Annotated in this window: 16 protein-coding genes; 11 read left to right on the top strand and 5 right to left on the bottom strand. The window is 70.7% G+C overall.

Annotation, left to right across the window (positions count from 1 at the left end):
• Positions 1 to 20: 20 nt before the first annotated feature.
• The 7 genes from mtnA to EST92_RS00535 all read left to right on the top strand — a co-directional run bounded on the left by mtnA (position 21) and on the right by EST92_RS00535 (position 8,777).
• Positions 21 to 1,190: an S-methyl-5-thioribose-1-phosphate isomerase gene (gene mtnA, locus EST92_RS00570; RefSeq protein ID WP_129279001.1), complete on the top strand. Its 1,170-nt coding sequence runs from the start codon at positions 21 to 23 to the stop codon at positions 1,188 to 1,190.
• On the top strand, positions 1,187 to 1,864 hold the full coding sequence (mtrA, locus tag EST92_RS00565; RefSeq protein WP_006605255.1) for a two-component system response regulator MtrA: 678 nt from the start codon (positions 1,187 to 1,189) through the stop codon (positions 1,862 to 1,864). The genes mtnA and mtrA overlap by 4 nt, the downstream gene beginning before the upstream one ends.
• A gap of 64 nt (positions 1,865 to 1,928) precedes the next feature.
• The gene (gene mtrB / locus EST92_RS00560) at positions 1,929 to 3,983 is read left to right on the top strand and encodes an MtrAB system histidine kinase MtrB (protein ID WP_254068365.1); all 2,055 of its coding nucleotides are present in this window, start codon (positions 1,929 to 1,931) and stop codon (positions 3,981 to 3,983) included.
• A 28-nt stretch (positions 3,984 to 4,011) separates the two neighbouring features.
• The gene (locus tag EST92_RS00555) at positions 4,012 to 5,847 is read left to right on the top strand and encodes an LpqB family beta-propeller domain-containing protein (RefSeq protein WP_129279018.1); all 1,836 of its coding nucleotides are present in this window, start codon (positions 4,012 to 4,014) and stop codon (positions 5,845 to 5,847) included.
• Between the two features lie 224 nt (positions 5,848 to 6,071).
• Positions 6,072 to 6,803: a phosphoribosyltransferase family protein gene (locus EST92_RS00550; protein ID WP_129279000.1), complete on the top strand. Its 732-nt coding sequence runs from the start codon at positions 6,072 to 6,074 to the stop codon at positions 6,801 to 6,803.
• A gap of 293 nt (positions 6,804 to 7,096) precedes the next feature.
• Positions 7,097 to 7,783 carry a ribosome-associated translation inhibitor RaiA gene (raiA, locus tag EST92_RS00540; RefSeq protein WP_129249974.1) on the top strand — a complete coding sequence of 229 codons (687 nt, stop codon included), beginning with the start codon at positions 7,097 to 7,099 and terminating at the stop codon, positions 7,781 to 7,783.
• 232 nt (positions 7,784 to 8,015) lie between these two features.
• Complete coding sequence (locus tag EST92_RS00535) at positions 8,016 to 8,777, top strand: response regulator transcription factor (RefSeq protein WP_006605260.1); 762 nt, start codon at positions 8,016 to 8,018, stop codon at positions 8,775 to 8,777.
• 72 nt (positions 8,778 to 8,849) lie between these two features.
• Here EST92_RS00535 and EST92_RS00530 read toward each other — a convergent pair whose 3' ends face one another.
• Complete coding sequence (locus EST92_RS00530; RefSeq protein ID WP_174243883.1) at positions 8,850 to 10,043, bottom strand: crosslink repair DNA glycosylase YcaQ family protein; 1,194 nt, start codon at positions 10,041 to 10,043, stop codon at positions 8,850 to 8,852.
• Between the two features lie 184 nt (positions 10,044 to 10,227).
• On the bottom strand, positions 10,228 to 10,851 hold the full coding sequence (locus EST92_RS00525; RefSeq protein WP_129278998.1) for a GNAT family N-acetyltransferase: 624 nt from the start codon (positions 10,849 to 10,851) through the stop codon (positions 10,228 to 10,230).
• A 251-nt stretch (positions 10,852 to 11,102) separates the two neighbouring features.
• Here EST92_RS00525 and secA point away from each other — a divergent pair, with 251 nt between their 5' ends.
• Positions 11,103 to 13,928 carry a preprotein translocase subunit SecA gene (gene secA, locus EST92_RS00520; RefSeq protein WP_129278997.1) on the top strand — a complete coding sequence of 942 codons (2,826 nt, stop codon included), beginning with the start codon at positions 11,103 to 11,105 and terminating at the stop codon, positions 13,926 to 13,928.
• 103 nt (positions 13,929 to 14,031) lie between these two features.
• On the opposite strand, the gene EST92_RS31750 is transcribed toward secA, so the two are convergent.
• Positions 14,032 to 14,775: an Rv3235 family protein gene (locus tag EST92_RS31750; RefSeq protein ID WP_216849057.1), complete on the bottom strand. Its 744-nt coding sequence runs from the start codon at positions 14,773 to 14,775 to the stop codon at positions 14,032 to 14,034.
• Positions 14,776 to 15,071: 296 nt separating this feature from the next.
• On the opposite strand from EST92_RS31750, the gene EST92_RS00510 reads away from it, so the two are divergent.
• The 3 genes from EST92_RS00510 (at position 15,072) to EST92_RS00500 (ending at position 21,778) form a co-directional block, all read left to right on the top strand.
• Positions 15,072 to 15,578 carry a hypothetical protein gene (locus EST92_RS00510; RefSeq protein ID WP_129278996.1) on the top strand — a complete coding sequence of 169 codons (507 nt, stop codon included), beginning with the start codon at positions 15,072 to 15,074 and terminating at the stop codon, positions 15,576 to 15,578.
• Positions 15,579 to 15,671: 93 nt separating this feature from the next.
• On the top strand, positions 15,672 to 16,334 hold the full coding sequence (locus tag EST92_RS00505) for an HAD family hydrolase (RefSeq protein WP_129278995.1): 663 nt from the start codon (positions 15,672 to 15,674) through the stop codon (positions 16,332 to 16,334).
• A gap of 482 nt (positions 16,335 to 16,816) precedes the next feature.
• Positions 16,817 to 21,778 carry an NAD-glutamate dehydrogenase gene (locus EST92_RS00500; protein WP_129278994.1) on the top strand — a complete coding sequence of 1,654 codons (4,962 nt, stop codon included), beginning with the start codon at positions 16,817 to 16,819 and terminating at the stop codon, positions 21,776 to 21,778.
• 93 nt (positions 21,779 to 21,871) lie between these two features.
• Here the strand turns inward: EST92_RS00500 and EST92_RS00495 are convergent, their stop codons facing one another.
• Entirely contained in the window at positions 21,872 to 22,669 is a 798-nt protein-coding gene (locus EST92_RS00495; protein WP_129279016.1) for an ABC transporter ATP-binding protein, read from the bottom strand.
• Positions 22,670 to 22,688: 19 nt separating this feature from the next.
• Positions 22,689 to 23,624, bottom strand: a complete 936-nt coding sequence (locus EST92_RS00490) for an ABC transporter permease (protein ID WP_129278993.1) — start codon at positions 23,622 to 23,624, stop codon at positions 22,689 to 22,691.
• Positions 23,625 to 23,662 lie beyond the last annotated feature (38 nt).

Below are 23,662 nucleotides of genomic sequence, written 5' to 3'. Positions count from 1 at the left end.
GTCGGCGGCAGACTGAAGGAATGGGCGATCACTACGAGGTATCCGAGAAGGGCGCCGGGGCGCTCGCCATTCCGTCATTGCGCTGGGAGGAGCCGCCTGAGGGGCCCGTATTGGTTCTCCTCGATCAGACCCGGCTGCCCGCGGAGGAGGTCGAGCTGGTCTGCACGGACGTCCCGGCGCTGGTGCAGGCGATACGGACGCTTGCCGTGCGGGGGGCGCCGCTGCTGGGCATCGCAGGCGCGTACGGCGTGGCACTGGCCGCGGCACGGGGCTTCGATGTGGAGGAGGCGGTCGAGGCGCTGTCCCAGGCCCGGCCGACCGCGGTCAATCTGGCGTACGGCGTACGGCGGGCGGCGGCCGCGTACCGGGCCGCGGCGACCGACGGGGCCGGTGCCCAGGCGGCCGCGGCGGCGCTGGCCGAGGCGCGGGCCGTGCACGCGGAGGACATCGAGGCCAGCACACGGATGGCGGAGCACGGGCTGGCGCTGCTGGGCGAGCTGCTGCCGGGTGGCGGTCACCGGATTCTCACGCACTGCAACACAGGGGCACTGGTCTCCGGCGGCGAGGGCACCGCCCTGGCGGTGGCGCTGGCGGCGCACCGTGCCGGGGAGCTGCGCCGGCTGTGGGTGGATGAGACGCGGCCGCTGTTGCAGGGCGCCCGGCTGACCGCCTACGAGGCGGCGCGGGCAGGTATGGCGTACACGGTGCTCTCGGACGGTGCGGCGGGCTCGCTGTTCGCCGGGGGCGAGGTGGACGCGGTGCTGATCGGCGCGGACCGGATCGCGGCGGACGGCTCGGTCGCCAACAAGGTCGGCAGTTATCCGCTGGCGGTGCTGGCGCGGTACCACCACGTTCCGTTCGTGGTCGTGGCACCGACCAGCACGGTGGATCTGGACACCGCGGAGGGGGCGGATATCGAGGTGGAGCAGCGGCCGGCGCAGGAAGTGACGGAGTTCTCGTTGCCCTCCGCGCAGGGCGCCGGAGCGGGTCCGGGTGCCGGTATACCGGTGGCACCTTTGGGCGCACAGGCCTACAACCCGGCCTTCGACGTCACTCCACCGGAGCTGGTGACGGCGATCGTCACGGAGGCCGGAGTGGTCTCTCCGGTGACCTCGGAGAGGCTGGCAGAGGTGTGTTCCACGTCACGATGGAGTAAGTCACGATCAGGTAATGGGATGATGGCCGAATGAAGGGACGCGTCCTGGTCGTCGACGACGACACCGCACTGGCAGAGATGCTCGGCATCGTGCTGCGCGGCGAGGGTTTTGAACCGTCGTTCGTGTCGGACGGTGACAAGGCTCTTGCGGCCTTCCGCGAGACCAAGCCCGATCTTGTGCTGCTCGATCTGATGCTGCCGGGGCGGGACGGTATCGAGGTGTGCCGGCTGATCCGGGCCGAGTCCGGTGTGCCGATCGTCATGCTGACCGCCAAGAGCGACACGGTGGATGTGGTCGTCGGGCTCGAATCGGGTGCGGACGACTACATCGTCAAGCCGTTCAAGCCCAAGGAACTGGTGGCCCGGATCCGGGCACGGCTGCGGCGCTCGGAGGAGCCGACGCCCGAGCAGCTGGCCATCGGTGACCTGGTCATCGACGTGGCGGGTCACTCGGTGAAGCGCGACGGGCAGTCGATCGCACTGACCCCGCTGGAGTTCGATCTGCTGGTGGCGCTGGCGCGCAAGCCGTGGCAGGTGTTCACGCGTGAGGTGCTGCTCGAGCAGGTCTGGGGCTACCGGCACGCCGCCGACACCCGGCTGGTCAATGTCCATGTGCAGCGGCTGCGCTCCAAGGTCGAGCGGGATCCGGAGCGGCCGGAGATCGTGGTGACCGTGCGCGGGGTCGGCTACAAGGCCGGGCCCAGCTGACATGATCCGGGACGGTTCGACCCCGGAGGGAAAGCGGGGGCGCACCGTCGGCCCGGCGGGTGATATGTCCTTTTCGGGCAAATTGGTTGCCCGGTTGCTGCGCGGTGGCCAGCTGCTGCCCGACGGGGCGGTGAGCGGGCCGGTCCACCCCCTGCTGCGGCTCTTCAGCCGCTGGGTGCGGCGGCCCCTGCTCCCTGCCCTGCGGCTGTGGCGGCGCAATATCCAGCTGCGCGTGGTGGCGACCACGCTCCTGATGTCGCTGGCCGTGGTGCTGCTGCTCGGTGTGGTGGTCGTGGGCCAGGTCCGTAACGGCCTGCTCACGGCCAAGGCCCAGGCCGCGCAGAGTCAGGCGGCGGGCGGCTTCAGCGTCGCCCAGAAGATGGCCGACGGCGCCGATGACACCCGGCCCGACGACGTCGCCCGCACCGGCAACCGCAGTACCCAGGACTCCGCGACCTGGCTGACCGGCCTGGTCGAACAGCTCGCCAGCGGCGGCCAGGGGGTCTTCTCCGTCGTGGCGCTCAGCTCCGACTCCGACGAACCGTTCGGCGACTCCAGCCCCGGTACCCGCGGGCCGCGCGCCTCCGGCGATGTCGATCCCGAGCGGAGCGTGCCCGCCGAGCTGCGACGGAAGCTGGACACCAAGTCCGGGACGTTCCGCCAGTACACCCAGATCAAGCGGATCGGGTCGGACGACGGGGTGCCGGCGCTGATCATCGGCAAGCGGCTGAACGACGTCAACAGCAACCAGTACCAGCTCTACTACCTCTTCCCGTTCAGCCAGGAGGAGGAGTCGCTCAAGCTCGTGACGGGCACGCTCGCGACGGCCGGGGTGTTCGTCGTGATCCTGCTCGGTGCCATCGCCTGGCTGGTGGTGCGGCAGGTCGTCACGCCCGTACGGATGGCCGCGGGGATCTCCGAGCGGCTGGCCGCCGGCCTCCTCCAAGAGCGGATGAAGGTCACCGGCGAGGACGACATCGCCCGCCTCGGGGAATCCTTCAACAAGATGGCGCAGAACCTCCAGGTCAAGATCCAGCAGCTGGAGGAGCTGTCGCGGATGCAGCGCCGCTTCGTCTCCGACGTCTCGCACGAACTGCGGACGCCGCTGACGACCGTACGGATGGCGGCCGATGTCATCCATGACGCGCGCGACGAGTTCGACCCCGCCACCGCGCGCTCCGCCGAGCTGCTGCGCGGCCAGCTCGACCGCTTCGAATCGCTGCTCGCGGAGCTGCTGGAGATCAGCCGTTTCGATGCCGGGGCGGCCGCGCTGGAGGCCGAGCCGATCGACCTGCGCGATGTGGTGCACCGCGTCATCGAGGGGGCCGAGCCGCTCGCCGAGCGCAAGGGCACCCGCATCGTGGTGCGCGGCGCCGAGCAGCCCGTCATCGCCGAGGCCGATCCCCGCCGGGTGGAGCGGGTGCTGCGCAATCTCGTGGTCAACGCCGTCGAGCACGGTGAGGGCCGTGATGTGGTGGTGCGGCTGGCGTCCGCGGGCGACCGGAGCGGCGGTGCGGTGGCCCTCGCAGTACGTGACTACGGCGTCGGTCTCAAGCCCGGCGAGGCCACCCGGGTCTTCAACCGCTTCTGGCGCGCGGACCCGGCCCGGGCCCGCACCACCGGAGGCACCGGACTCGGCCTGTCCATCGCCGTCGAGGACGCCCGGCTGCACGGCGGCTGGCTACAGGCCTGGGGTGAGCCCGGCGGCGGCTCGCAGTTCCGCCTGACGCTGCCGCGTACGGCCGGCGAGACGCTGCGCGGGTCCCCGATACCCCTGGAGCCGGAGGACTCACGGCGTCACCGTGGGCTGGACGAGACGGGCCGGCCGCGCGCCGGGGTGGACCCCAAGGCGTCCACCATCCCGGCGCAGCCGCGTACGACGCAGGCGGACGGCGCGCTCGCCGCCGCTCGGGAGCCGCAGGTGGCCGGGTTGTCGACGGCCGGGCCGACGGCGCTGCCCGGCAACGGCGCCCGCGTGGTGCCGCAGAGCGGGGGCGCGCGGAGCGAGGCAGTAGCGCGTGACGAGGGCGCGCACATCGATGAGCCGGTCCACGAGGGCGGGGCAGAGCCGGACGCCCGACGGGGCGTGGAGCGGGAAGGCGGGCTGCGTGGGAACTGAGCGCGGGGAGGGCACCGGAGAGCCCCGTATGCGCGCCCGCCGGGGAGCCCGGCGGGCGCGGAAGGCCGTGCTGCTCGGCTGTGCGGCGGCGCTGCTGGCCGGGTGCGCGTCGATGCCGGACAGCGGGGACGTCACGGCGGTCGACCAGTCGCCGCGCGCCGAAGGCGACTCGCAGGTGCGGGTCTACGGCGTGCCCCCGCAGGACGGTGCCCAGCCGACCAACATCGTGCGCAGCTTCCTCGACGCGACGACCAGCGACGAGGCGGATTTCCGTACGGCCACCCAGTATCTGGCCAAGTCGGCGAAGCGGACGTGGCGGCCGTTCCAGGTCACCAATGTGCTCCAGGAACGTCCGAAGCCCGAGCCGAAGTCGCAGCCCAGCCGCGAGGACGCGAACGGCTACACGGTCACCCTCTCCGGCAGCCAGGTGGCGGCCGTGGACGACCACCACGCCTACACCCCGGAGGAGAAGCCGTACCGCCGCTCGATCCACCTTGTGAAGGAGAACGGACAGTGGCGGATCGACCGCCTGCCCAACGGGCTGGTGCTCGGCCTGTCCGACTTCCAGCGCATCTACCGCTCCGTCAACAAGTACTACTTCGCGTCCTACAAGTCCGAGGCGCAGGAGCCGAAGGCGAGCCGCAATGTGCTCGTCGCGGACCCGGTCTATCTGCGGCAGCGGATAAAGCCGATCACGTCCAGTGTGGCGGCGCTGCTGTCCGGGCCCACCGACTGGCTGAACCAGGTGACGAGTTCGGCGTTCCCGCCCGGCACCCGGCTCGCCGCACGCGATCTGGCGCTGGACGACTCCAACGCGCTGACGGTCAAGCTCAGCAAGCAGGCGATGAGCGCCGGATCCGCCCAGTGCAAGCGGATGGCCGCGCAACTCTTCTTCACCGTCCAGGACATGACGCGGGCTTCGAAGATCAGTGAGGTGGAACTCCAGGACAGCGGCGGCAATCCGCTCTGCACGCTGACCCAGGAGCAGGCCGACCGTGACTTCGCCCCCGCGCCGGGCAGCGGGAACTCCGGCAAGGAGTACTTCATCGACGCCGACCACAAGGTCGTCGCCATGTCGGACTCGGCGACCGAACCGACGCCGGTCGCCGGGCCGTTCGGCACCGGCCGGACCCCGCTGCGCTCGGTCGCCATCTCACGCGCCGAGAACACCGCGGCCGGTGTGTCGGGCGACGGCCGGTCCCTGTACGTGGCCGGCATGGAGGACGGCATCGCCCGCGGCGGTCCACTACTGACCAGCAACGGCTCGGCCAAGGACCCCGATGCGGGGCTGACCGCGCCGAGCTGGGACGGGCTGGGCGATCTGTGGATCGCCGACCGCGATGCCCACGGCTCGCGGCTGCTGCGGATACGTGAGGGCAAGAGCGACCCCGAGCGGGTGGCGGTGCCCGGTCTCGGCGGGCGGCGGATCAAGGCGATCAAGGTGGCTGCGGACGGGATCCGGATCGCGATCCTGGTGGAGGACAAGGGGCGGACGACGCTCCAGCTCGGCCGGGTCGAACGCGGCGGCACCGCCCAGCATCCGGAGCTCTCGGTGCAGGAACTGCGGCCGATCGCACCGCAGTTGGAGGACGTGGTGGCCGCGTCCTGGGCGGGCGGCAGCCGACTGGTGGTCGTCGGGCGGGAGTCCGGCGGGGTCCAGCAGATGCAGTTCATGGAGACCGACGGTTCGGCCTCCAACGCGCAGACGCTGCCCGGCGTCAACGGCGTCAAGGCGGTGGCGGCCTCGGAGGACGAGACCAAGCCGCTGATCGCGGACGCCACGGAGGGGATCGTGCGACTGCCTCCGGACGCGAACTGGAAGACCGTGGCGAAGGACGGGACGGCGCCGGTCTATCCCGGGTGACGCGGGTGGCCGGGGTCGACCGGTGGTGTGGAGGACGCGCGTATCGGCTCACCGCCGCCCGCGGCCCGGCCTGTCCGGCCGTCCTGCCGATCCAGCCGGACCAGGGGCCGGAATGCGTCGATCCGGCCCGGCCGCGAGATCCCCCGAACGGCTCATCCGCCGCTCCGCTGCCGAGGTTGTCCACAGGGGTGGTGACCGAGCGTGTTCGGCGGGACAGTGGAGTCATGCAAGGGGTATGGCGCGAACTGGCCGGTCTGGTGCTGCCGGTCGACTGTGCGGGGTGTGGTCGGCCGCGTACGGAGCTGTGTGCACGGTGCCTTCGGGCGCTGGCTCGGGACGGGCGTGGGGCGCGGCGGGTTCGGCCGTGGCCAGCGCCGGCCGGGCTGCCCCGGGTGTGGGCGGGGGCGCCGTACGCCGACGAGGTGCGGGCGGTGCTGCTGGCACACAAGGAGCGGGGCGCATTGCCGCTGGCCGGGCCGCTGGGCGCGGTGCTGGCCGGGGCCGTACGGGGGCTGCGGGCCGGTGGCGGGCCGCAGCTGCTGGTGCCGGTGCCGTCGGCGCGGAGAGCGGTGGCCGGTCGGGGGCATGATCCGGTGCGCAGGATCGCCCGGGCGGCGGCCGCTGAGCTGCGGCGGGCGGGGGCGGGGGCCCGGGTGCTCGCGGTGCTGCGACAGCGCCGTGCGGTGGCCGACCAAGCGGGACTGAGCGCCCGGCAGCGGCGGGAGAACGTCGCCGGTGCATTGGAGGTGCCGGATGTGGCCCGGAGGCTGCTGGCGGGCCTGCCAGCAGTGCTGGTGGACGATTTGGTGACCACGGGTGCCACGCTCGCGGAGGCGGCCCGCGCGGTCGCGATGGCCGGCGGCCGGGTGGTCGGAGCGGCGGTCGTGGCGGCGCCGGTGAGCGCCTTCGCGGCCGGTGGTGGCGCTCCGCACCACGCCGTACCACAGGGCAATTAGATGAGGAAGAAAAGTCACTCAATTGGAGCCGAGGCCTCCGAGGGGGTGCCGACAACAGTCCGAGAGAGCTATGTTCGGTTGTGAGGACTTGGCGGACGTTTTGCCTCGAATGTCGCGATGAATGCGTTCAGGGGCGTTTTCGGCGACCCTGAAAACAGGGGAGTGGAGAGCTTGTCGGCGGGGGAGGAGGAGGTGAAAGTCGCCAAGTCCGAGGCTTCGGCAACCACCGGAGCCTGGTGCAAGAAGGAATCGCCCCGCTGGATGAGCGGAGCGATCCGGGAACGGAGTTCTGCGTGGACATCGTCGTCAAGGGCCGCAAGACAGAGGTGCCCGAGCGGTTCCGCAAGCACGTGGCCGAGAAGCTGAAGCTGGAGAAGGTCCAGAAGCTCGACGCCAAGGTGATCAGCCTGGACGTCGAGGTGTCCAAGGAGCCCAACCCGCGGCAGGCCGACCGTTCCGACCGAGTGGAGATCACCCTCCGCTCCCGTGGCCCGGTGGTCCGGGCCGAAGCGGCCGCAGCCGATCCCTACGCCGCGCTGGATCTGGCAACCGCCAAGCTCGAGGCGCGTCTGCGCAAGCAGCACGACAAGCGCTTCTCGCGTCGCGGCAACGGCCGCATTCCGGCGAGTGAAGTCGCTGTCAGCGTGCCCGACGCCGCAAGCCTGAACACCAACGGAGAACTCGCCGCCGAGGTCGACCAGAAGGTGCCCACCACGAGGATGGGTTCGATCGACGTCCAGGGTGAAGGCCCCCTGATCGTCCGTGAGAAGACCCACTCGGCCGCACCGATGGCGCTCGACCAGGCGCTCAACGAGATGGAGTTGGTCGGTCACGACTTCTACCTCTTCGTCGACGCCGACACCAAGCTGCCGAGTGTCGTCTACCGGCGGCACGCATACGACTACGGCGTCATCCACCTGAACCCCGATCTGTTCGGGGAGGAGGAGCCCGGCGGCGCAGGCGGCGCCCTGGGCGGCTGAGCCGCACCGCTCGGTGCCCCCGGCGCACGCCGGGGGCACCATCGTGACCGGAGAGAGCAGGAGTTGAAGCCGTATAGTGTTTGTGCCGGCCAGGGAGTACGGGGACACGATACGGCGACATGCCGGGGAGACGATCGCATGGCATTGATCGGGCTGGCCGCAGGGGGCTGTTGTCAACCAGCCTTATTTCCAAGCTCTGGCCTGTGGGCCGAGTAGTTGACGGGGAGGATCGATGGGGGACAGTTTCGGGCCCGTGCGCGGCGACGCGGATGATGACCACTGCGGTGCCGGAAGCGAGGACGAGGCCGACCGGGCCGTGAGCGTGGCGCGCAAGGAACCGATCCGGGTCCTGGTCGTGGATGATCACGCGCTCTTCCGGCGGGGGCTGGAGATCGTGCTGGCCCAGGAGGAGGACATCCAGGTCGTCGGCGAGGCGGGGGACGGCGCGGAGGCGGTCGACAAGGCCGCGGATCTGCTGCCCGACATCGTGCTGATGGACGTACGGATGCCCAAGCGTGGCGGGATCGAGGCATGTACCTCCATCAAGGAGGTCGCCCCCAGCGCAAAGATCATCATGCTGACGATCAGCGACGAAGAAGCCGATCTCTACGACGCGATCAAGGCCGGTGCCACCGGCTACCTCCTCAAGGAGATCTCTACCGACGAGGTGGCGACCGCGATCCGTGCCGTCGCGGACGGCCAGTCGCAGATCAGCCCGTCGATGGCGTCCAAGCTCCTGACGGAGTTCAAGTCGATGATCCAGCGCACGGACGAGCGCAGGCTGGTGCCCGCGCCCCGGCTCACCGACCGTGAGCTGGAGGTCCTCAAGCTGGTCGCCACGGGCATGAACAACCGCGACATCGCCAAGGAACTCTTCATCTCCGAGAACACGGTGAAGAACCACGTCCGCAACATCCTGGAGAAGCTGCAGCTGCACTCCCGGATGGAGGCGGTGGTGTACGCGATGCGGGAGAAGATCCTCGAGATCCGGTGAGCCGGCCGGGGGTATGAGCGCGCCGGGTGGCCGGGTGCCGGGATGAGCGCCCGGACGTGCCGTCCGGCGTTTCTAGTCGCTCGTGTGAGTGAGTTCTGCGCGCAGCGCGGCGGCCAGTTTCGGGTCGTCGCAGCGGTCCACGCGTACGGCGTCGCAGCCGACCCAGCTCGCTGCCTCCCGGAGGGCCTGGGCCATGGGGGCGACGGCCTTGGCGCTCTGCACCGACACCTGGCGGGCGACGAGGATGGTGCCCTCGCGGGCCGGGTCCACCCGCCCCACCAGCCGACCGCCGGCCAGCAGCGGCATCGCGAAATAGCCGTGTATCCGCCGGGGGCGGGGGACGTATGCCTCCAGACGGTGCGTGAAACCGAAGATCCGCTCGGTGCGCGGACGGTCCCAGATCAGGGAGTCGAAGGGCGAGAGCAGGGTCGTGCGGTGCCGGCCGCGGGGCGGGTCGGCGAGCGCGGCGGGATCGGCCCAGGCGGGCTTTCCCCAGCCCTCGACCTCGACCGGGACCAGACCGGAGTCCGCCACGACGGCATCGACCTGCTCGCCCTTGAGGCGGTGGTAGTCCGCCAGGTCGGCGCGGGTGGCCACGCCCATGGCGGCCCCGGCCTGGGCGACCAGGCGGCGCAGGCACGCGGCGTCGTCCAGATCGTCATGGAACAGACCGTCCGGGACGGCGCGCTCGGCGAGGTCGTACACCCGCTTCCAGGCGCGGCGTTGCGTACAGACCACCTCGCCGGTGTCCAGCAGCCACTCCACCGCGATCTTGGTCTCGGACCAGTCCCACCACTCGCCGCCGTTGCGTCCTCCGCCCAGCTCGGAGGTGGTCAGCGGACCGTCGGCGGTCAGCCGGTCCACTACGGCGGCGCAGGAGCGCTCGGAGTCCTTCATGATGTGCCAGCGGTGGCCCTTGGCCCGTCGGGCGCGGCGGCGGAAGGCGAAGTGCGGCCATTCCTCGACGGGCAGGATGCAGGCGGCATGCGACCAGTACTCGAAGCTGTGAGTGCCGGTCCAGTAGGCGGCCTCGACGGCGGTCCGGTCGACGGCGCCGAGCCGGGCGTAGGGCACCAGCTCATGGGAGCGGGCCAGCACCGAGATCGTGTCCAGCTGTACCGCGCCCAGCTTCCGCAGCACCCCGCGCACGCCCGCCCGGCGGTCCGGGGCGCCCAGCAGGCCCTGTGCCCGCAGCGCCAGGCGGCGGGCATCGTCGCGGGACAGGGCGGTCACGGGCGGCGGCAGCGGCTGCGTCTCGGCGGTCATGCGGGTCAGAGTAGGGGCGGGCACTGACAACGGCTCCGGGCACGGGAAGAACCGCTGGTGAGGCGGCATCCGGGGCCGTCCGGAGCGGATCCGTCGCGGTGTAGTGCGGCACGGCGCGGACCCACGCCGTGCCGGCCAGCGCCGGGCCCAGGCCGTGCCGCTGCCGGACCGCGACGGCCGGTGATCAGCCGGGGTAGGGCAGATACGGCGTCGGCTCCGGGACGCCGGTGCCGGCCGCCCCGGACGGTCCGTGCGCTCCGGGCAGGTCGGACGGGAGCAGCGAGCCGATCCAGACGTCCCGGCGGGTGCCCTCGCGCGGCAGCTTGGCGCGCAGGGTGCCCTCCATCCGGAAGCCGAGCCTGCGGGCCACCGCCCGGGAGCCTTCGTTGCCGGCCTCCGCGTGCCACTCCATGCGCTCCACCCCGAGATCGCCGAAGGCCCAGCGCAGCACCGCGCCGGCCGCCTCGACGGTGTACCCCCGGCCGCGCTGCTCCTTGGCGGTCCAGTAGCCCAGCTCGGCCTGCCGCTCCGGGGTGCGCAGCCGGTCGAGGCGCACCAGGCCCATCGCCCCCACCAGGGCCTCCTCCCCCCGGGTCACGACGGCGAAGTGGTAGGCGGTGTCGTGGCGCCAGCCCTCGGGGACGACCGTGCCGGCGAACTGCTCGGCGTCCTCCCTGCGGTAGGGGGAGGGGACGGTGGTCCAGCGCGGGATGTCGGGCTCCTGGCAGGCGGCGTACACCGCGGGTGCGTCGGAGGCGTCGAAGGGGCGCAGCACGAGACGCTCGGTGGCGAGGGTGACCGGTTTCATGGCGTGAGTCTGCAAGGTTGCGGAAAGCCTGGCTAAGGGTTTTCGGCGTGATTCCCGGCACCCGCCCGGCACCTTCTCGCGGCCTTGCGCGTTCACGGGAGGAGGGGATAGCGGGGTTCGCTGCGGCGGACCTCCCGGCCCGGCTGCGTCCTCCTTTACGATGGCCGTTGCGGCGGGGCCTGCCCCCTTGGAAAAATGCCGCGCCCGCGCACTCGACCGTGCAGGCCCGACCGGCAAGGAGACCAGCCCAAGTGTCCGTCTTGACGAAGATCATGCGTGCAGGCGAAGGAAAGATCCTGCGCAAACTGCACCGCATCGCGGGCCAGGTCAACTCCATCGAGGAGGACTTCGCGGCGCTGTCCGACGCGGAGCTGCGTGCCCTTACGGATGAGTACAAGGAGCGCTTCGCGGACGGCGAGAGCCTCGACGATCTGCTGCCCGAGGCGTTCGCCACGGTCCGTGAGGCCGCCAAGCGGGTGCTCGGCCAGCGGCACTACGACGTCCAGCTGATGGGCGGCGCGGCCCTCCACCTGGGGTACGTCGCCGAGATGAAGACCGGTGAGGGCAAGACCCTGGTCGGTACCCTCCCGACGTATCTCAACGCACTGTCCGGCAAGGGCGTCCACCTGATCACGGTGAACGACTACCTGGCCGAGCGCGACTCCGAGATGATGGGCCGCGTCCATAAATTCCTGGGTCTGACGGTCGGTTGCATCCTCGCCGACATGACGCCGGCCCAGCGCCGTGAGCAGTACAACTGCGACATCACCTACGGCACCAACAACGAGTTCGGCTTCGACTATCTGCGCGACAACATGGCCTGGTCGCAGGACGAACTCGTCCAGCGCGGCCACAACTTCGCGGTCGTCGACGAGGTCGACTCGATCCTCGTCGACGAGGCCCGTACGCCGCTGATCATCTCCGGCCCGGCGGACTCGGCCACCAAGTGGTACGGCGACTTCGCCAAGTTGGTGCAGCGCCTGAAGCGGGGCGAGGCCGCCAACCCGCAGCGCGGCATCGAGGAGACCGGCGACTACGACGTCGACGAGAAGAAGCGCACCGTCGGCATCCACGAGAGCGGTGTCAGCAAGGTCGAGGACTGGCTGGGCATCGACAATCTGTACGAATCGGTGAACACCCCGCTCGTCGGCTACCTCAACAACGCGATCAAGGCCAAGGAGCTCTTCAAGAACGACAAGGACTACGTCGTCATCGACGGCGAAGTCATGATCGTCGACGAGCACACCGGCCGTATTCTCGCCGGTCGCCGCTACAACGAGGGCATGCACCAGGCCATCGAGGCGAAGGAAGGGGTGGAGATCAAGGACGAGAACCAGACGCTCGCCACGATCACCCTGCAGAACTTCTTCCGCCTCTACGACAAGCTCTCCGGCATGACCGGTACGGCCATGACCGAGGCCGCCGAGTTCCACCAGATCTACAAGCTCGGTGTCGTCCCGATCCCGACGAACCGCCCGATGGTCCGCGTGGACCAGGCGGACCTGATCTACCGCACCGAGCCCGCGAAGTTCGACGCGGTCGTCGAGGACATCGTCGAGAAGCACGGCAAGGGCCAGCCGATCCTGGTCGGCACGACCTCCGTGGAGAAGTCCGAGTACCTCTCCCAGCAGCTCAACAAGCGCGGTGTGCCGCACGAGGTCCTCAACGCCAAGCAGCACGACCGGGAAGCGCCGATCATCGCCCAGGCGGGCCGCAAGGGTGCCGTCACGGTCGCCACGAACATGGCCGGCCGCGGTACGGACATCAAGCTCGGCGGCAACCCCGACGACCTCGCCGAGGCGGAGCTGCGGCAGCTGGGCCTGGACCCGGTCGAGCACGTCGAGGAGTGGGCGGCCGCGCTGCCCGCCGCACTGGAGCGCGCCGAGGCCGCGGTCAAGGCGGAGTTCGAAGAGGTCAAGGAGCTCGGCGGGCTCTACGTGCTCGGCACCGAGCGGCACGAGTCGCGGCGGATCGACAACCAGCTGCGCGGCCGCTCCGGCCGTCAGGGCGACCCCGGCGAGTCGCGGTTCTACCTCTCCCTGGGTGATGACCTGATGCGGCTGTTCAAGGCGCAGATGGTGGAGCGGGTCATGGCGATGGCCAATGTCCCCGACGACGTCCCGATCGAGAACAAGATGGTGACCCGGGCGATCGCCTCCGCGCAGTCGCAGGTCGAGCAGCAGAACTTCGAGACGCGCAAGAACGTCCTGAAGTACGACGAGGTGCTCAACCGCCAGCGTGAGGTGATCTACGGCGAGCGCCGCCGCGTCCTGGAGGGCGAGGACCTGCAGGACCAGATCAAGCACTTCATGGACGACACCATCGACGCCTACATCCAGGCGGAGACGGTCGAGGGCTTCGCCGAGGAGTGGGATCTGGACCGGCTGTGGGGCGCGTTCAAGCAGCTCTACCCCGTCAAGGTGACCGTCGAGGAGCTGGAGGACGAGGCCGGCGACCGCGCGGGCATCACCGCCGAGTTCATCGCCGATGCCGTCAAGGACGACATCCACGAGCAGTACGCCGCCCGTGAGGAGCAGCTCAGCTCGGACGTCATGCGGGAGCTGGAGCGCCGGGTCGTGCTGTCCGTCCTGGACCGCAAGTGGCGTGAGCACCTCTACGAGATGGACTACCTCCAGGAGGGCATCGGCCTGCGGGCGATGGCCCAGAAGGACCCGCTGGTCGAGTACCAGCGCGAGGGCTTCGACATGTTCACCGCGATGATGGAGGGCATCAAGGAGGAGTCCGTCGGCTACCTGTTCAACCTGGAGGTCCAGGTCGAGCAGCAGGTCGAGGAGGTTCCGGTGGAGGAGGCGCAGACCTCGCTGGACAAGGACCTCCAGGACGCCGTGCCCGCCGGCGCGGTGCGCCCGGAGATCCACGCCAAGGGCCTGGAGGCGCCGCAGCGTCCGGACCGGCTGCACTTCTCCGCTCCCAAGGTGGACGGCGACGGCAGCGTCATCGAGGGCGACTTCATCAGCGACGAGGAGGCCGGACCGGCCCGTTCCGAGGCGGACGGGCTGACCCGCGCCGAGCGCCGCAAGGCCCAGAAGAGCGCGGGGCGTCGCCGTAAAAAGTGAGCGCTGAGCGGTGAGGCGGCCCGGGGACGGGCCGCCCGGGCCGCGGAGCAGAGGGGCGCCCCGGCCGGAGTCGGCCGGGGCGCCTTTGCGTGCCGGCCGGGCATCAGGCCGTGCCCGGGGTGCCCGAGGTCGGGCCGATGTCGAGGGCGGCGCAGCGCCAGCGGGCGTCGGCGCCCAGCTCCAGCCGGAAGGCCAGCGCCCGCAGCCGTTCGCCCGCCGCGATCCGGGCGAAGGCCTCGATGACGCCACGGCGGGGCCGGCACAGCCCGCAGTCGCGCACCGTGGGGGCCGGCCCGCGGACGCCGGGAACCGGGACCGGCCGCAGCGGTGCCTGCGGGGCGAGCTCCGCCAGCCGGTCGTACGCGGCCGGCAGCGCATGACCCAGCAGGGCGTGCACGGGGCGCTGACCGCTGAGGGCGAGGAGCAGCTGCTGGGCGAACCAGTGGTGCGGCCGGCTCTCGTGCGCCCGGCGCCGCGCACCGGCGGTCGGCAGGGGGACGCCGACCGCGGTGACCGGGGTGGCGGAGCCGCCGGGGGTGGCCCGGCGGCCGGCCGCGGCGGCCAGGGCGGTGGGACGACCGGGGCGGGGCGCGGTACGGGTGGGGCCGCGGCCGGCGGCGCCGGGGCTGCGCCCGCCCGGGCCGGAGCCGCGGCCGGTTGCGCCCGGACCGCTCCGGCCGGAGGCGCCGGGGCCGCTGCCGGCCGGGCCGAGGGGCCGGCGGTCGGCGGGCGAGCGCCGTGGCCGGGGGACGGCCGGTGCGGGCGGTGGCGTGTGCCCCGCGTCGGGCGTGGTGCGCCCCGTGGCAGCGGGTGTGGTGTCCGCCGTGGTGCTGTTGGTGCCGGTCATGCTGGTGATCGCCCCCGAGGTGCCGGGCCCGTGAATTACCGGGCGGTAGCTTTTGTGGTGGGGATCTTCTATCGACGGGACCGGGGCGGCAGCAAGGCGCGGAGGGGCCGGGGCGGGCGGCGCGCACGTTTCACCCGTCCGTGGCGCGGGCTTGGTATGAGGCCTTGAGGGCGGGCCGGTGGGCGGTCTCCGGGTGGGCGGCACGAGGGCTGTGGGGGCGGCACGATGGGGGACCCGCGCCCGTATGCTGGCGGGACAATCGTGAGAGTCGAGCGAATCGAGCGGAAGCGGCTGCCATGCGCGTCTATGTCCCCCTGACCCTTTCCGGTCTCGCAGAGGCGCACAAGAACGGTGAGCTGGACCCCGGCTCGCTGGGCGCGTACGCCGTCACGCCCGCGCTGCGCGAGTGGTACGTCTCGGACGACATCGAGGAGCTGGAGTACGCGGCGCTCAACCGGGCCGCGCAGGCGTCGCTGCGGATGCTCGCCGGACACCCGGAGCTCGCACGGCGGCGGGTGGTGGTGGCCGTGGACGTGCCGGACGGCGCGGCCGCGGCGGATCCGGACCGGGGGCTCGACCAGTCGTCGCTGGGTGAGGTGCGGGTCGCCGGGCCGGTGCCGCTCTCGAAGGCCGCGGCGGTGCACGTGGATGCCGACGACGCGGAGGCGGACATCGCGGCGGCCGCGGCGGCGCTCGGCGCGGCGGACCAGGGCGATGACGACGCGCAGTTCACGGTCGACGGTGCCGAGGACCACGATCTGCTGTGGTTCGGGGTGCAGGAGATCCCGCACCTGATCGGCTAGTGGCTCGATCGCCGCAGGTCCGGCCGCGTTGTCAGCGGGTGCGGGTACCTTTTCTCCACGGGAAACGCACGGGCAACGACCAGGGGGAATCGCATGGGGAAGCACGCGACGCACATCGTCTGGGACTGGAACGGGACCCTGTTCCATGACATCGACGCCGTCATCGGGGCGACGAACTCCGCCTTCGCGGAGATCGGGCTGGAGCCGATCACCCTGGAGACGTACCGCGAGCTGTACTGCGTGCCCGTGCCGCGGTTCTACGAGCGCCTGATGGGGCGGCTGCCCACGGACGCGGAGTGGCTGGTGATGGACGAGGCGTTCCACCGCCACTACAGCACCCACCGCCTGGCCTGTGAGCTCGCCGAGGGCGTGGATCTGCTCCTGGAGGGCTGGCAGTCGGCCGGGCGCAGCCAGTCGATTCTGAGCATGTACGGGCACGACGATCTGATACCGATCGTCCGCGGCTTCGGCATCGAGTCGCGGTTCGTGCGGGTGGACGGCCGGACCGGACCGTCCGGCGGTACGAAGAGCGCCCACATGGTGCGGCATCTGGCCGCGATGGAGCACGTCGAGCCGGAGCGTACGGTCGTGATCGGTGACGCCGTGGACGATGCGGTGGCGGCGCAGGACGCGGGTGCGCGTGCGGTGCTCTACACGGGCGGATCGCACAGCCGCGGGAGCCTGGAGACCGCCGGGGTGCCGGTGGTGGACACGCTCGCCGAGGCAGTCGAGCTGGCGGGAGCGCTCGTCGTCTAGAGCCTTTCCCAGGATCCGTTCAGGGGCCGGTACGCCTGTCCGGCCTCCTGGGCGGCGGTGCCCGGACGCCGCTCCCGTGCGGGCCCGCCGGGAGTCCGGGCGCCAGGGCGGCACGCACACCCCACCCCGGCCGTGCGTTGTCCGGAAGGTCTAAGTTCACGCCAAGGTTTTGTACCTACAAGGCCCATGACGGCACCCGTAGGGGGAGCGATAGCCTTGCATCGTGATCAGCGCGATAATCCGCGGGGGCATCGAGGCCCCTGCCGTGCGCCCGGGGCACGACCGTGACCGGGCGATCGCTGGTCGTTGCGGCCAACTTTCCCTGTCGACTTTGTCAAAAACAGTCGATGGCGACCCGGCCCTCTCTCATCGCGGCATAGCGTCGACAGCGACAGAACACCTCGCGTCACGGCGGCGTTGTGCGGCTTCCATCACGTTCTTCCACAACGTCACGCAACGGCGCGCGACAGGAGCCAGAGGACATGCAGACCAAGCTGGACGAAGCCAAAACCGAGCTGCTCGCCAGGGCCGCCCGGGTCGTTGAAAGCAGCCCGGCCGGGAGCAAGCACCCGGTACGGGGTCTCGACCCGGACGCCCTGGCGGGATACCTCCAGCGCTACTACCTGCACACCGCTCCCGAGGACCTCACGGACCGCGACCCGGTCGACGTCTTCGGCGCCGCGCTCTCGCACTACCGCCTCGCGGAAATGCGTCCTCAGGGCACCGCGAACGTCCGGGTGCACACCCCGACCGTCGAGGAGAACGGCTGGACGTGCAGCCACTCCGTCGTCGAGGTGGTCACCGACGACATGCCGTTCCTGGTCGACTCGGTCACCAATGAGCTCTCCCGGCAGGGGCGCGGCATCCATGTCGTGATCCACCCGCAGGTGATCGTCCGCCGTGATGTCACCGGCAAGCTCATCGAGGTCTTCGACTCCAACTGCGACGCCCACGGCAGGACCGGCAAGGGCAAGGGCACCGAGCTGCCGCACGACGCGGTGACCGAGTCCTGGATCCATGTCGAGATGGACCGCGAGACCGACCGGGAGGACCTCAAGCAGATCACCGCGGATCTGCTGCGGGTGCTGTCCGACGTCCGCGAGGCGGTCGAGGACTGGGAGAAGATGCGCGGCGCCGCCGGCCGGCTCGCCGACGAGCTGGGCTCCGAGCCGACCGCCGACGATCTGCGCGACCAGGAGATCGAGGAGGCCCAGGAGCTGCTGCGGTGGCTGTCCGCCGACCACTTCACCTTCCTGGGGTACCGCGAGTACGAGCTGACCTCCGTCCCCGGTGAGGGCGGCGGCGACGAGGACGTGCTGACCGCGGTGCCCGGTACCGGCCTGGGCATCCTGCGTGCCGATCCGCCGCACCGCGAGACCGCCGACGGTCACCCCGTCTCGCCGTCGTTCAACCGGCTGCCCGCCGACGCCCGCGCCAAGGCCCGTGAGCACAAGCTGCTCGTCCTGACCAAGGCCAACAGCCGCGCCACCGTCCACCGCCCCTCCTACCTCGACTACGTCGGCGTCAAGAAGTTCGACGCCAAGGGCAACGTCATCGGTGAGCGGCGCTTCCTGGGCCTGTTCTCCTCGGCCGCGTACACCGAGTCCGTGCGCCGGGTGCCGGTCATCCGCCGCAAGGTCGCCGAGGTGCTGGAGGGCGCGGGCTTCAGCCCGGACAGCCACGACGGCCGCGACCTGCTCCAGATCCTGGAGACCTACCCGCGCGACGAGCTGTTCCAGACCCCGGTCGACGAGCTGCGGTCCATCGCCACCAGCGTGCTCTACCTGCAAGAGCGCCGCCGGCTGCGGCTCTACCTCCGCCAGGACGAGTACGGCCGCTACTACTCCGCGCTGGTCTACCTCCCGCGCGACCGGTACACCACCGGGGTGCGGCTGCGCCTGATCGACATCCTCAAGGAGGAGCTGGGCGGCACCAGCGTCGACTTCACCGCCTGGAACACCGAGTCGATTCTCTCCCGGCTGCACTTCGTCATCCGTGTCGAGCCCGGCGCCAGCCTGCCCGAGCTCACCGACGCCGACGTGGACCGCCTGGAGAGCCGGCTGGTGGAGGCCGCCCGCTCGTGGGCCGACGGCTTCGCCGAGGCGCTGACGGCCGAGGTCGGCGAGGAGCGCGCCGCCGAGCTCCTGCGCCGCTACAGCCACGCCTTCCCTGAGGGCTACAAGGCCGACAACAGCCCGCGCAGCGCCGTCGCCGACCTCCAGCATCTGGAGAAGCTCACCGGTGAGCCGGGCAAGGACTTCTCGGTCAGCCTCTACGAGCCGGTCGACGCGGGCCCGGGCGAGCGCCGCTTCAAGATCTACCGCCGGGGCGAGCCGGTTTCGCTCTCCCGCGTGCTGCCGGGCCTGAACCGCCTGGGCGTCGAGGTCATCGACGAGCGTCCGCACGAGCTGCGCTGCGCCGACTCCACCGTCGCCTGGGTCTACGACTTCGGGCTGCGGATGCCGGAGCACGTCAAGGGCGACGACGCCCGCGAGCGCTTCCAGGACGCCTTCACGGCGGTGTGGACGGGCGCGGCCGAGAGCGACAACTTCAACACGCTGGTGCTGCAGGCCGGTCTCAACTGGCGCCAGGCGATGGTCCTGCGGGCCTACGCCAAGTACCTGCGGCAGGCCGGTTCGACCTTCAGCCAGACGTACATGGAGGACACCCTCTCCAACAACGTCCACACCACCCGGCTGCTGGTCTCCCTCTTCGAGGCACGGATGTCCCCCGACCGGCAGCGGGCCGGCACGGAGCTGACGGACGGGCTGCTGGAGGAGCTGGACGGCGCGCTCGACCAGGTCGCCTCCTTGGACGAGGACCGGATCCTGCGGTCCTTCCTCACCGTCATCAAGGCGACGCTGCGCACCAACCACTACCAGAAGGACAGCCAGGGCCGGCCGCACGCCTATCTGTCCATGAAGCTGGACCCGCAGGCCATCCCCGACCTGCCGGCGCCCCGCCCCGCGTACGAGATCTGGGTGTACTCCCCGAAGGTCGAGGGCGTCCACCTCCGGTTCGGCAAGGTCGCGCGCGGCGGTCTGCGCTGGTCGGACCGCCGGGAGGACTTCCGTACGGAGATCCTCGGCCTGGTCAAGGCGCAGATGGTCAAGAACACCGTCATCGTGCCGGTCGGCGCCAAGGGCGGCTTCGTCGGCAAGCAGCTGCCGGACCCGTCGCAGGACCGGGACGCCTGGCTGGCCGAGGGCATCGCCTGCTACCGGACCTTCATCTCCGGTCTGCTGGACATCACCGACAACCTCGTCGGCGGCGAGGTCGTCCACCCGCAGAACGTCGTCCGGCACGACGAGGACGACACCTACCTGGTCGTCGCCGCCGACAAGGGCACCGCGACGTTCTCCGACATCGCCAACGAGGTCGCCGAGTCGTACGGCTTCTGGCTCGGTGACGCGTTCGCCTCGGGCGGCAGCGCCGGCTACGACCACAAGAAGATGGGCATCACCGCCCGCGGCGCCTGGGAGTCGGTCGAGCGGCACTTCCGCGAGCTGGGCCACAACACCCAGACCGAGGACTTCACCACGGTCGGCGTCGGCGACATGTCCGGTGACGTCTTCGGCAACGGCATGCTGCTCAGCGAGCACATCCGGCTGGTCGCCGCCTTCGACCACCGGCACATCTTCCTCGACCCCGCCCCGGACGCGGCGACCTCCTACGCCGAGCGCCGCCGGCTCTTCGAGCTGCCCCGCTCGTCCTGGGCGGACTACAACGCCGAGCTGCTCTCGCAGGGCGGCGGCATCCACCCCCGCTCGGCCAAGTCCATCCCGATCAACGCGCAGGTGCGGGCCGCCCTCGGCATCGAGGCCGGCATCAAGAAGATGACGCCCGCCGATCTGATGCAGGCCATCCTCAAGGCACCGGTCGACCTGCTGTGGAACGGCGGCATCGGCACGTATGTGAAGTCCTCGGCGGAGTCCAACGCCGATGTGGGCGACAAGTCCAACGACGCCATCCGGGTCAACGGCGAGGACCTGCGGGTCAAGGTCGTCGGCGAGGGCGGCAACCTGGGCCTGACCCAGCTGGGCCGGATCGAGTTCGCCGCGTCCGGCGGGAAGATCAACACCGACGCGATCGACAACAGCGCCGGTGTGGACACCTCCGACCACGAGGTGAACATCAAGATTCTGCTCAACTCCGTGGTCGCGGACGGCGACATGACGGTCAAGCAGCGCAACAAGCTGCTGGCCGAGATGACCGACGAGGTCGGCGCGCTGGTGCTGCGCAACAACTACGCGCAGAACACCGCGCTGGCGCTGGCCCTCGCCCAGTCCTCCAGCATGCTCCACGCCCAGCAGCGCTTCATGCGCCGCCTGGTGCGCGACGGCGATCTCGACCGGGCGCTGGAGTTCCTGCCCACCGACCGGCAGATCCGCGAGCGGCTGAACGCCGGGCGCGGGCTGACCCAGCCGGAGACCGCGGTGCTCCTGGCGTACACCAAGATCACGGTCTCCGATGCGCTGATCCGGACCGGGCTGCCGGACGACGACTATCTGGAGCGGCTGCTGCACGCCTACTTCCCCTCGGCGCTGCACGACCGGTTCCCCGAGCAGGTCGACGGGCATGCGCTGCGCCGCGAGATCATCACGACGGTACTGGTCAACGACACCGTCAACACCGGCGGTACGAGCTTCCTGCACCGGATGCGGGAGGAGACCGGGGCCTCCCTCGAAGAGGTCGTGCGGGCGCACACCGCGGCCCGGGCGATCTTCCGGCTGGGCCAGGTCTGGGACGACGTCGAGGCGCTGGACAATGTCGTCGCCGCCGATGTCCAGACCCGGATCCGGCTGCACTCGCGCCGGCTGGTCGAGCGCGGCACCCGCTGGCTGCTCAACAACCGCCCGCAGCCGCTGGAGCTGTCGCAGACCATCGACTTCTTCGCGGACCGGGTCGCCGAGGTCTGGGGCGAGCTGCCGAAGCTGCTGCAGGGCACCGACCAGGAGTGGTACCAGACGATCCTGGAGGAGCTGACCGGTGCGGGCGTGCCCGAGCCGCTGGCCGTCCAGGTGTCCGGGTTCTCCTCGGTCTTCCCCGCGCTGGACCTCGTCGCCATCGCCGACCGCACGGGCAAGCAGCCGCTGGACGTCGCCGAGGTCTACTACGACCTGGGCGAGCGGCTGCGGATCAACCAGCTCCTCGACCGCATCCTGGAGCTGCCGCGCAACGACCGCTGGCAGTCGATGGCCCGCGCCTCGATCCGCGAGGACCTCTTCGCGGCCCATGCGGCGCTGACCGCCGATGTGCTGGCGGAGGGCAACGGCTCCTCGACGCCGGAGCAGCGGTTCAAGGCCTGGGAGCAGGCCAACGCGGCGATCCTCAGCCGCGCCCGGGCGACGCTGGAGGAGATCCACGGGTCGGAGGGGTTCGATCTGGCGAACCTGTCCGTGGCCATGCGGACGATGCGTACGCTGCTGCGCACGCACAGCTGACCGGTCGCCGCCTCGCGCGGCCGACCGTGCGCGGGCATGCATGAAGGGGCGCACCCCTCGCGGGTGCGCCCCTTCGGCATGGGCCCAGGCCGGTTACCGGTGTGCCTCGTACGCCTCGATGACCTCGTCGGTGGGGCCGTCCATCAGCAGTTCCCCGTGTTCCAGCCACAGCACCCGGTCGCAGGTGTCGCGGATGGACTTGTTGTTGTGGCTGACCAGGAAGACCGTGCCGGCCTCCTTGCGCAGCTCGCGGATGCGGGCCTCGGAGCGCTTCTGGAAGCTGCGGTCGCCGGTGGCCAGCGCCTCGTCGATCATCAGCACGTCGTGGTCCTTGGCCGCGGCGATGGAGAACCGCAGCCGGGCCGACATGCCGGACGAGTAGGTGCGCATCGGCAGCGAGATGAAGTCGCCCTTCTCGTTGATGCCCGAGAACTCGACGATGCCGTCGTAGCGCTCGCGGACCTGCTCGCGGGACATGCCCATGGCCAGGCCGCCGAGGAGGACGTTCTTCTCGCCGGTCAGGTCGTTCATCAGCGCCGCGTTCACGCCCAGCAGGGAGGGCTGGCCGTGCGTGTAGACCTTGCCGCGCTCCGCCGGCAGCAGGCCGGCGACCGCCTTGAGCAGCGTCGACTTGCCCGAGCCGTTGGAGCCGATCAGGCCGATCGACTCGCCGCGGTAGGCGGTGAAGGACACACCCTTGACCGCATGCACCTCGCGCACGCCCGTGGACGGCTTGCGGCGGACGATGCGGTTGAGGGCCGCGGTGGCGCTGCCCTTGCCGGCACCCGTGCCGTAGACGCGGTAGACGATGTGCAGATCGTCCGCGATCACGGTCGGGATGAGGTCCTGGGCGGTCTCGGTCGGCCGGCTGCCGTTCGTGCGCTCGGCCATGTCCGTACCGTTCGTCAGTTCAGCCACGTCCGTACCGCTCCTCGGCCTTCCAGAAGTACACATAGCCGAAAACACCCGCCACCAGGGCCCAGCCGGCGGCGAAGGCCCAGACGTGCGGCGGCAGTTGCTTGTGCGTGAAGCTGTCGATCAGGGCGAAGCGCATCAGGTCGATGTAGACCGCGGCGGGGTTGCCGTTCAGCAGCACCACCACGAACTGCGGGAGGTGCTTGCCCTGGAGGATCAGGCTGATGCTGAACATCACGCCGGACGCGTACATCCAGGTCCGCATGATGAAGGGCATCAGCTGCGCCAGGTCCGGGGTCTTCGCCCCCAGCCGCGCCATGACCATCGCCAGACCGGTGTTGAAGACGAACTGCAGCGTCAGCGCCGGGACGACCAGCAGCCACGACCACGTCGGCACCTGCCCGAAGCACAGCAGGATGACCACGAGCACGCCCATGGAGTACAGCAGTTGCTGCAACTGCGCCAGGCAGAACGAGATCGGCAGACAGGCCCGCGGGAAGTGCAGCGCCCGCACCAGGCCGAGGCTGCCGGAGATCGCCCGGGTGCCGGCCATCACCGAGTTCTGCAGGAAGGTGAAGACGAAGACGCCGGTCACCAGGAACGGGACGTAGTCCGGGACGCCCTTCCGGGTGCCGATCAGCACGCCGAAGATCAAGTAGTAGACGGCCGCGTTGAGCAGCGGGGTCAGTACCTGCCAGAGCTGCCCGAGCTTGGCGGTGGTGTACTGCGCGGTCAGCTTGGCGCTGGCGAACGAGGTGATGAAGTGCCGCCGGTGCCACAGCTGGCGGGTGTACTCCGACAGTGAGGGGCGGGCGCCGCTCACCGTGAGGCCATGGCGTTCGGCCAGCGCGCGCAGCTCGGGGTCGGGGGCGGTGCCGGGCGCGGGCGCCGGGGTGGGCGTCGCGACCGGGGGCGCGAGGGTCTGGGGCATGGAGGAGGCCGCTTTCGTTTGCGTACAGGGGCCGCACA

The sequence above is a fragment of the Streptomyces sp. TM32 genome (genome assembly GCF_004122755.1).
Taxonomy (GTDB): Bacteria; Actinomycetota; Actinomycetes; order Streptomycetales; family Streptomycetaceae; genus Streptomyces; species Streptomyces sioyaensis.
This window is presented reverse-complemented; position numbering and strand designations above follow the sequence as displayed.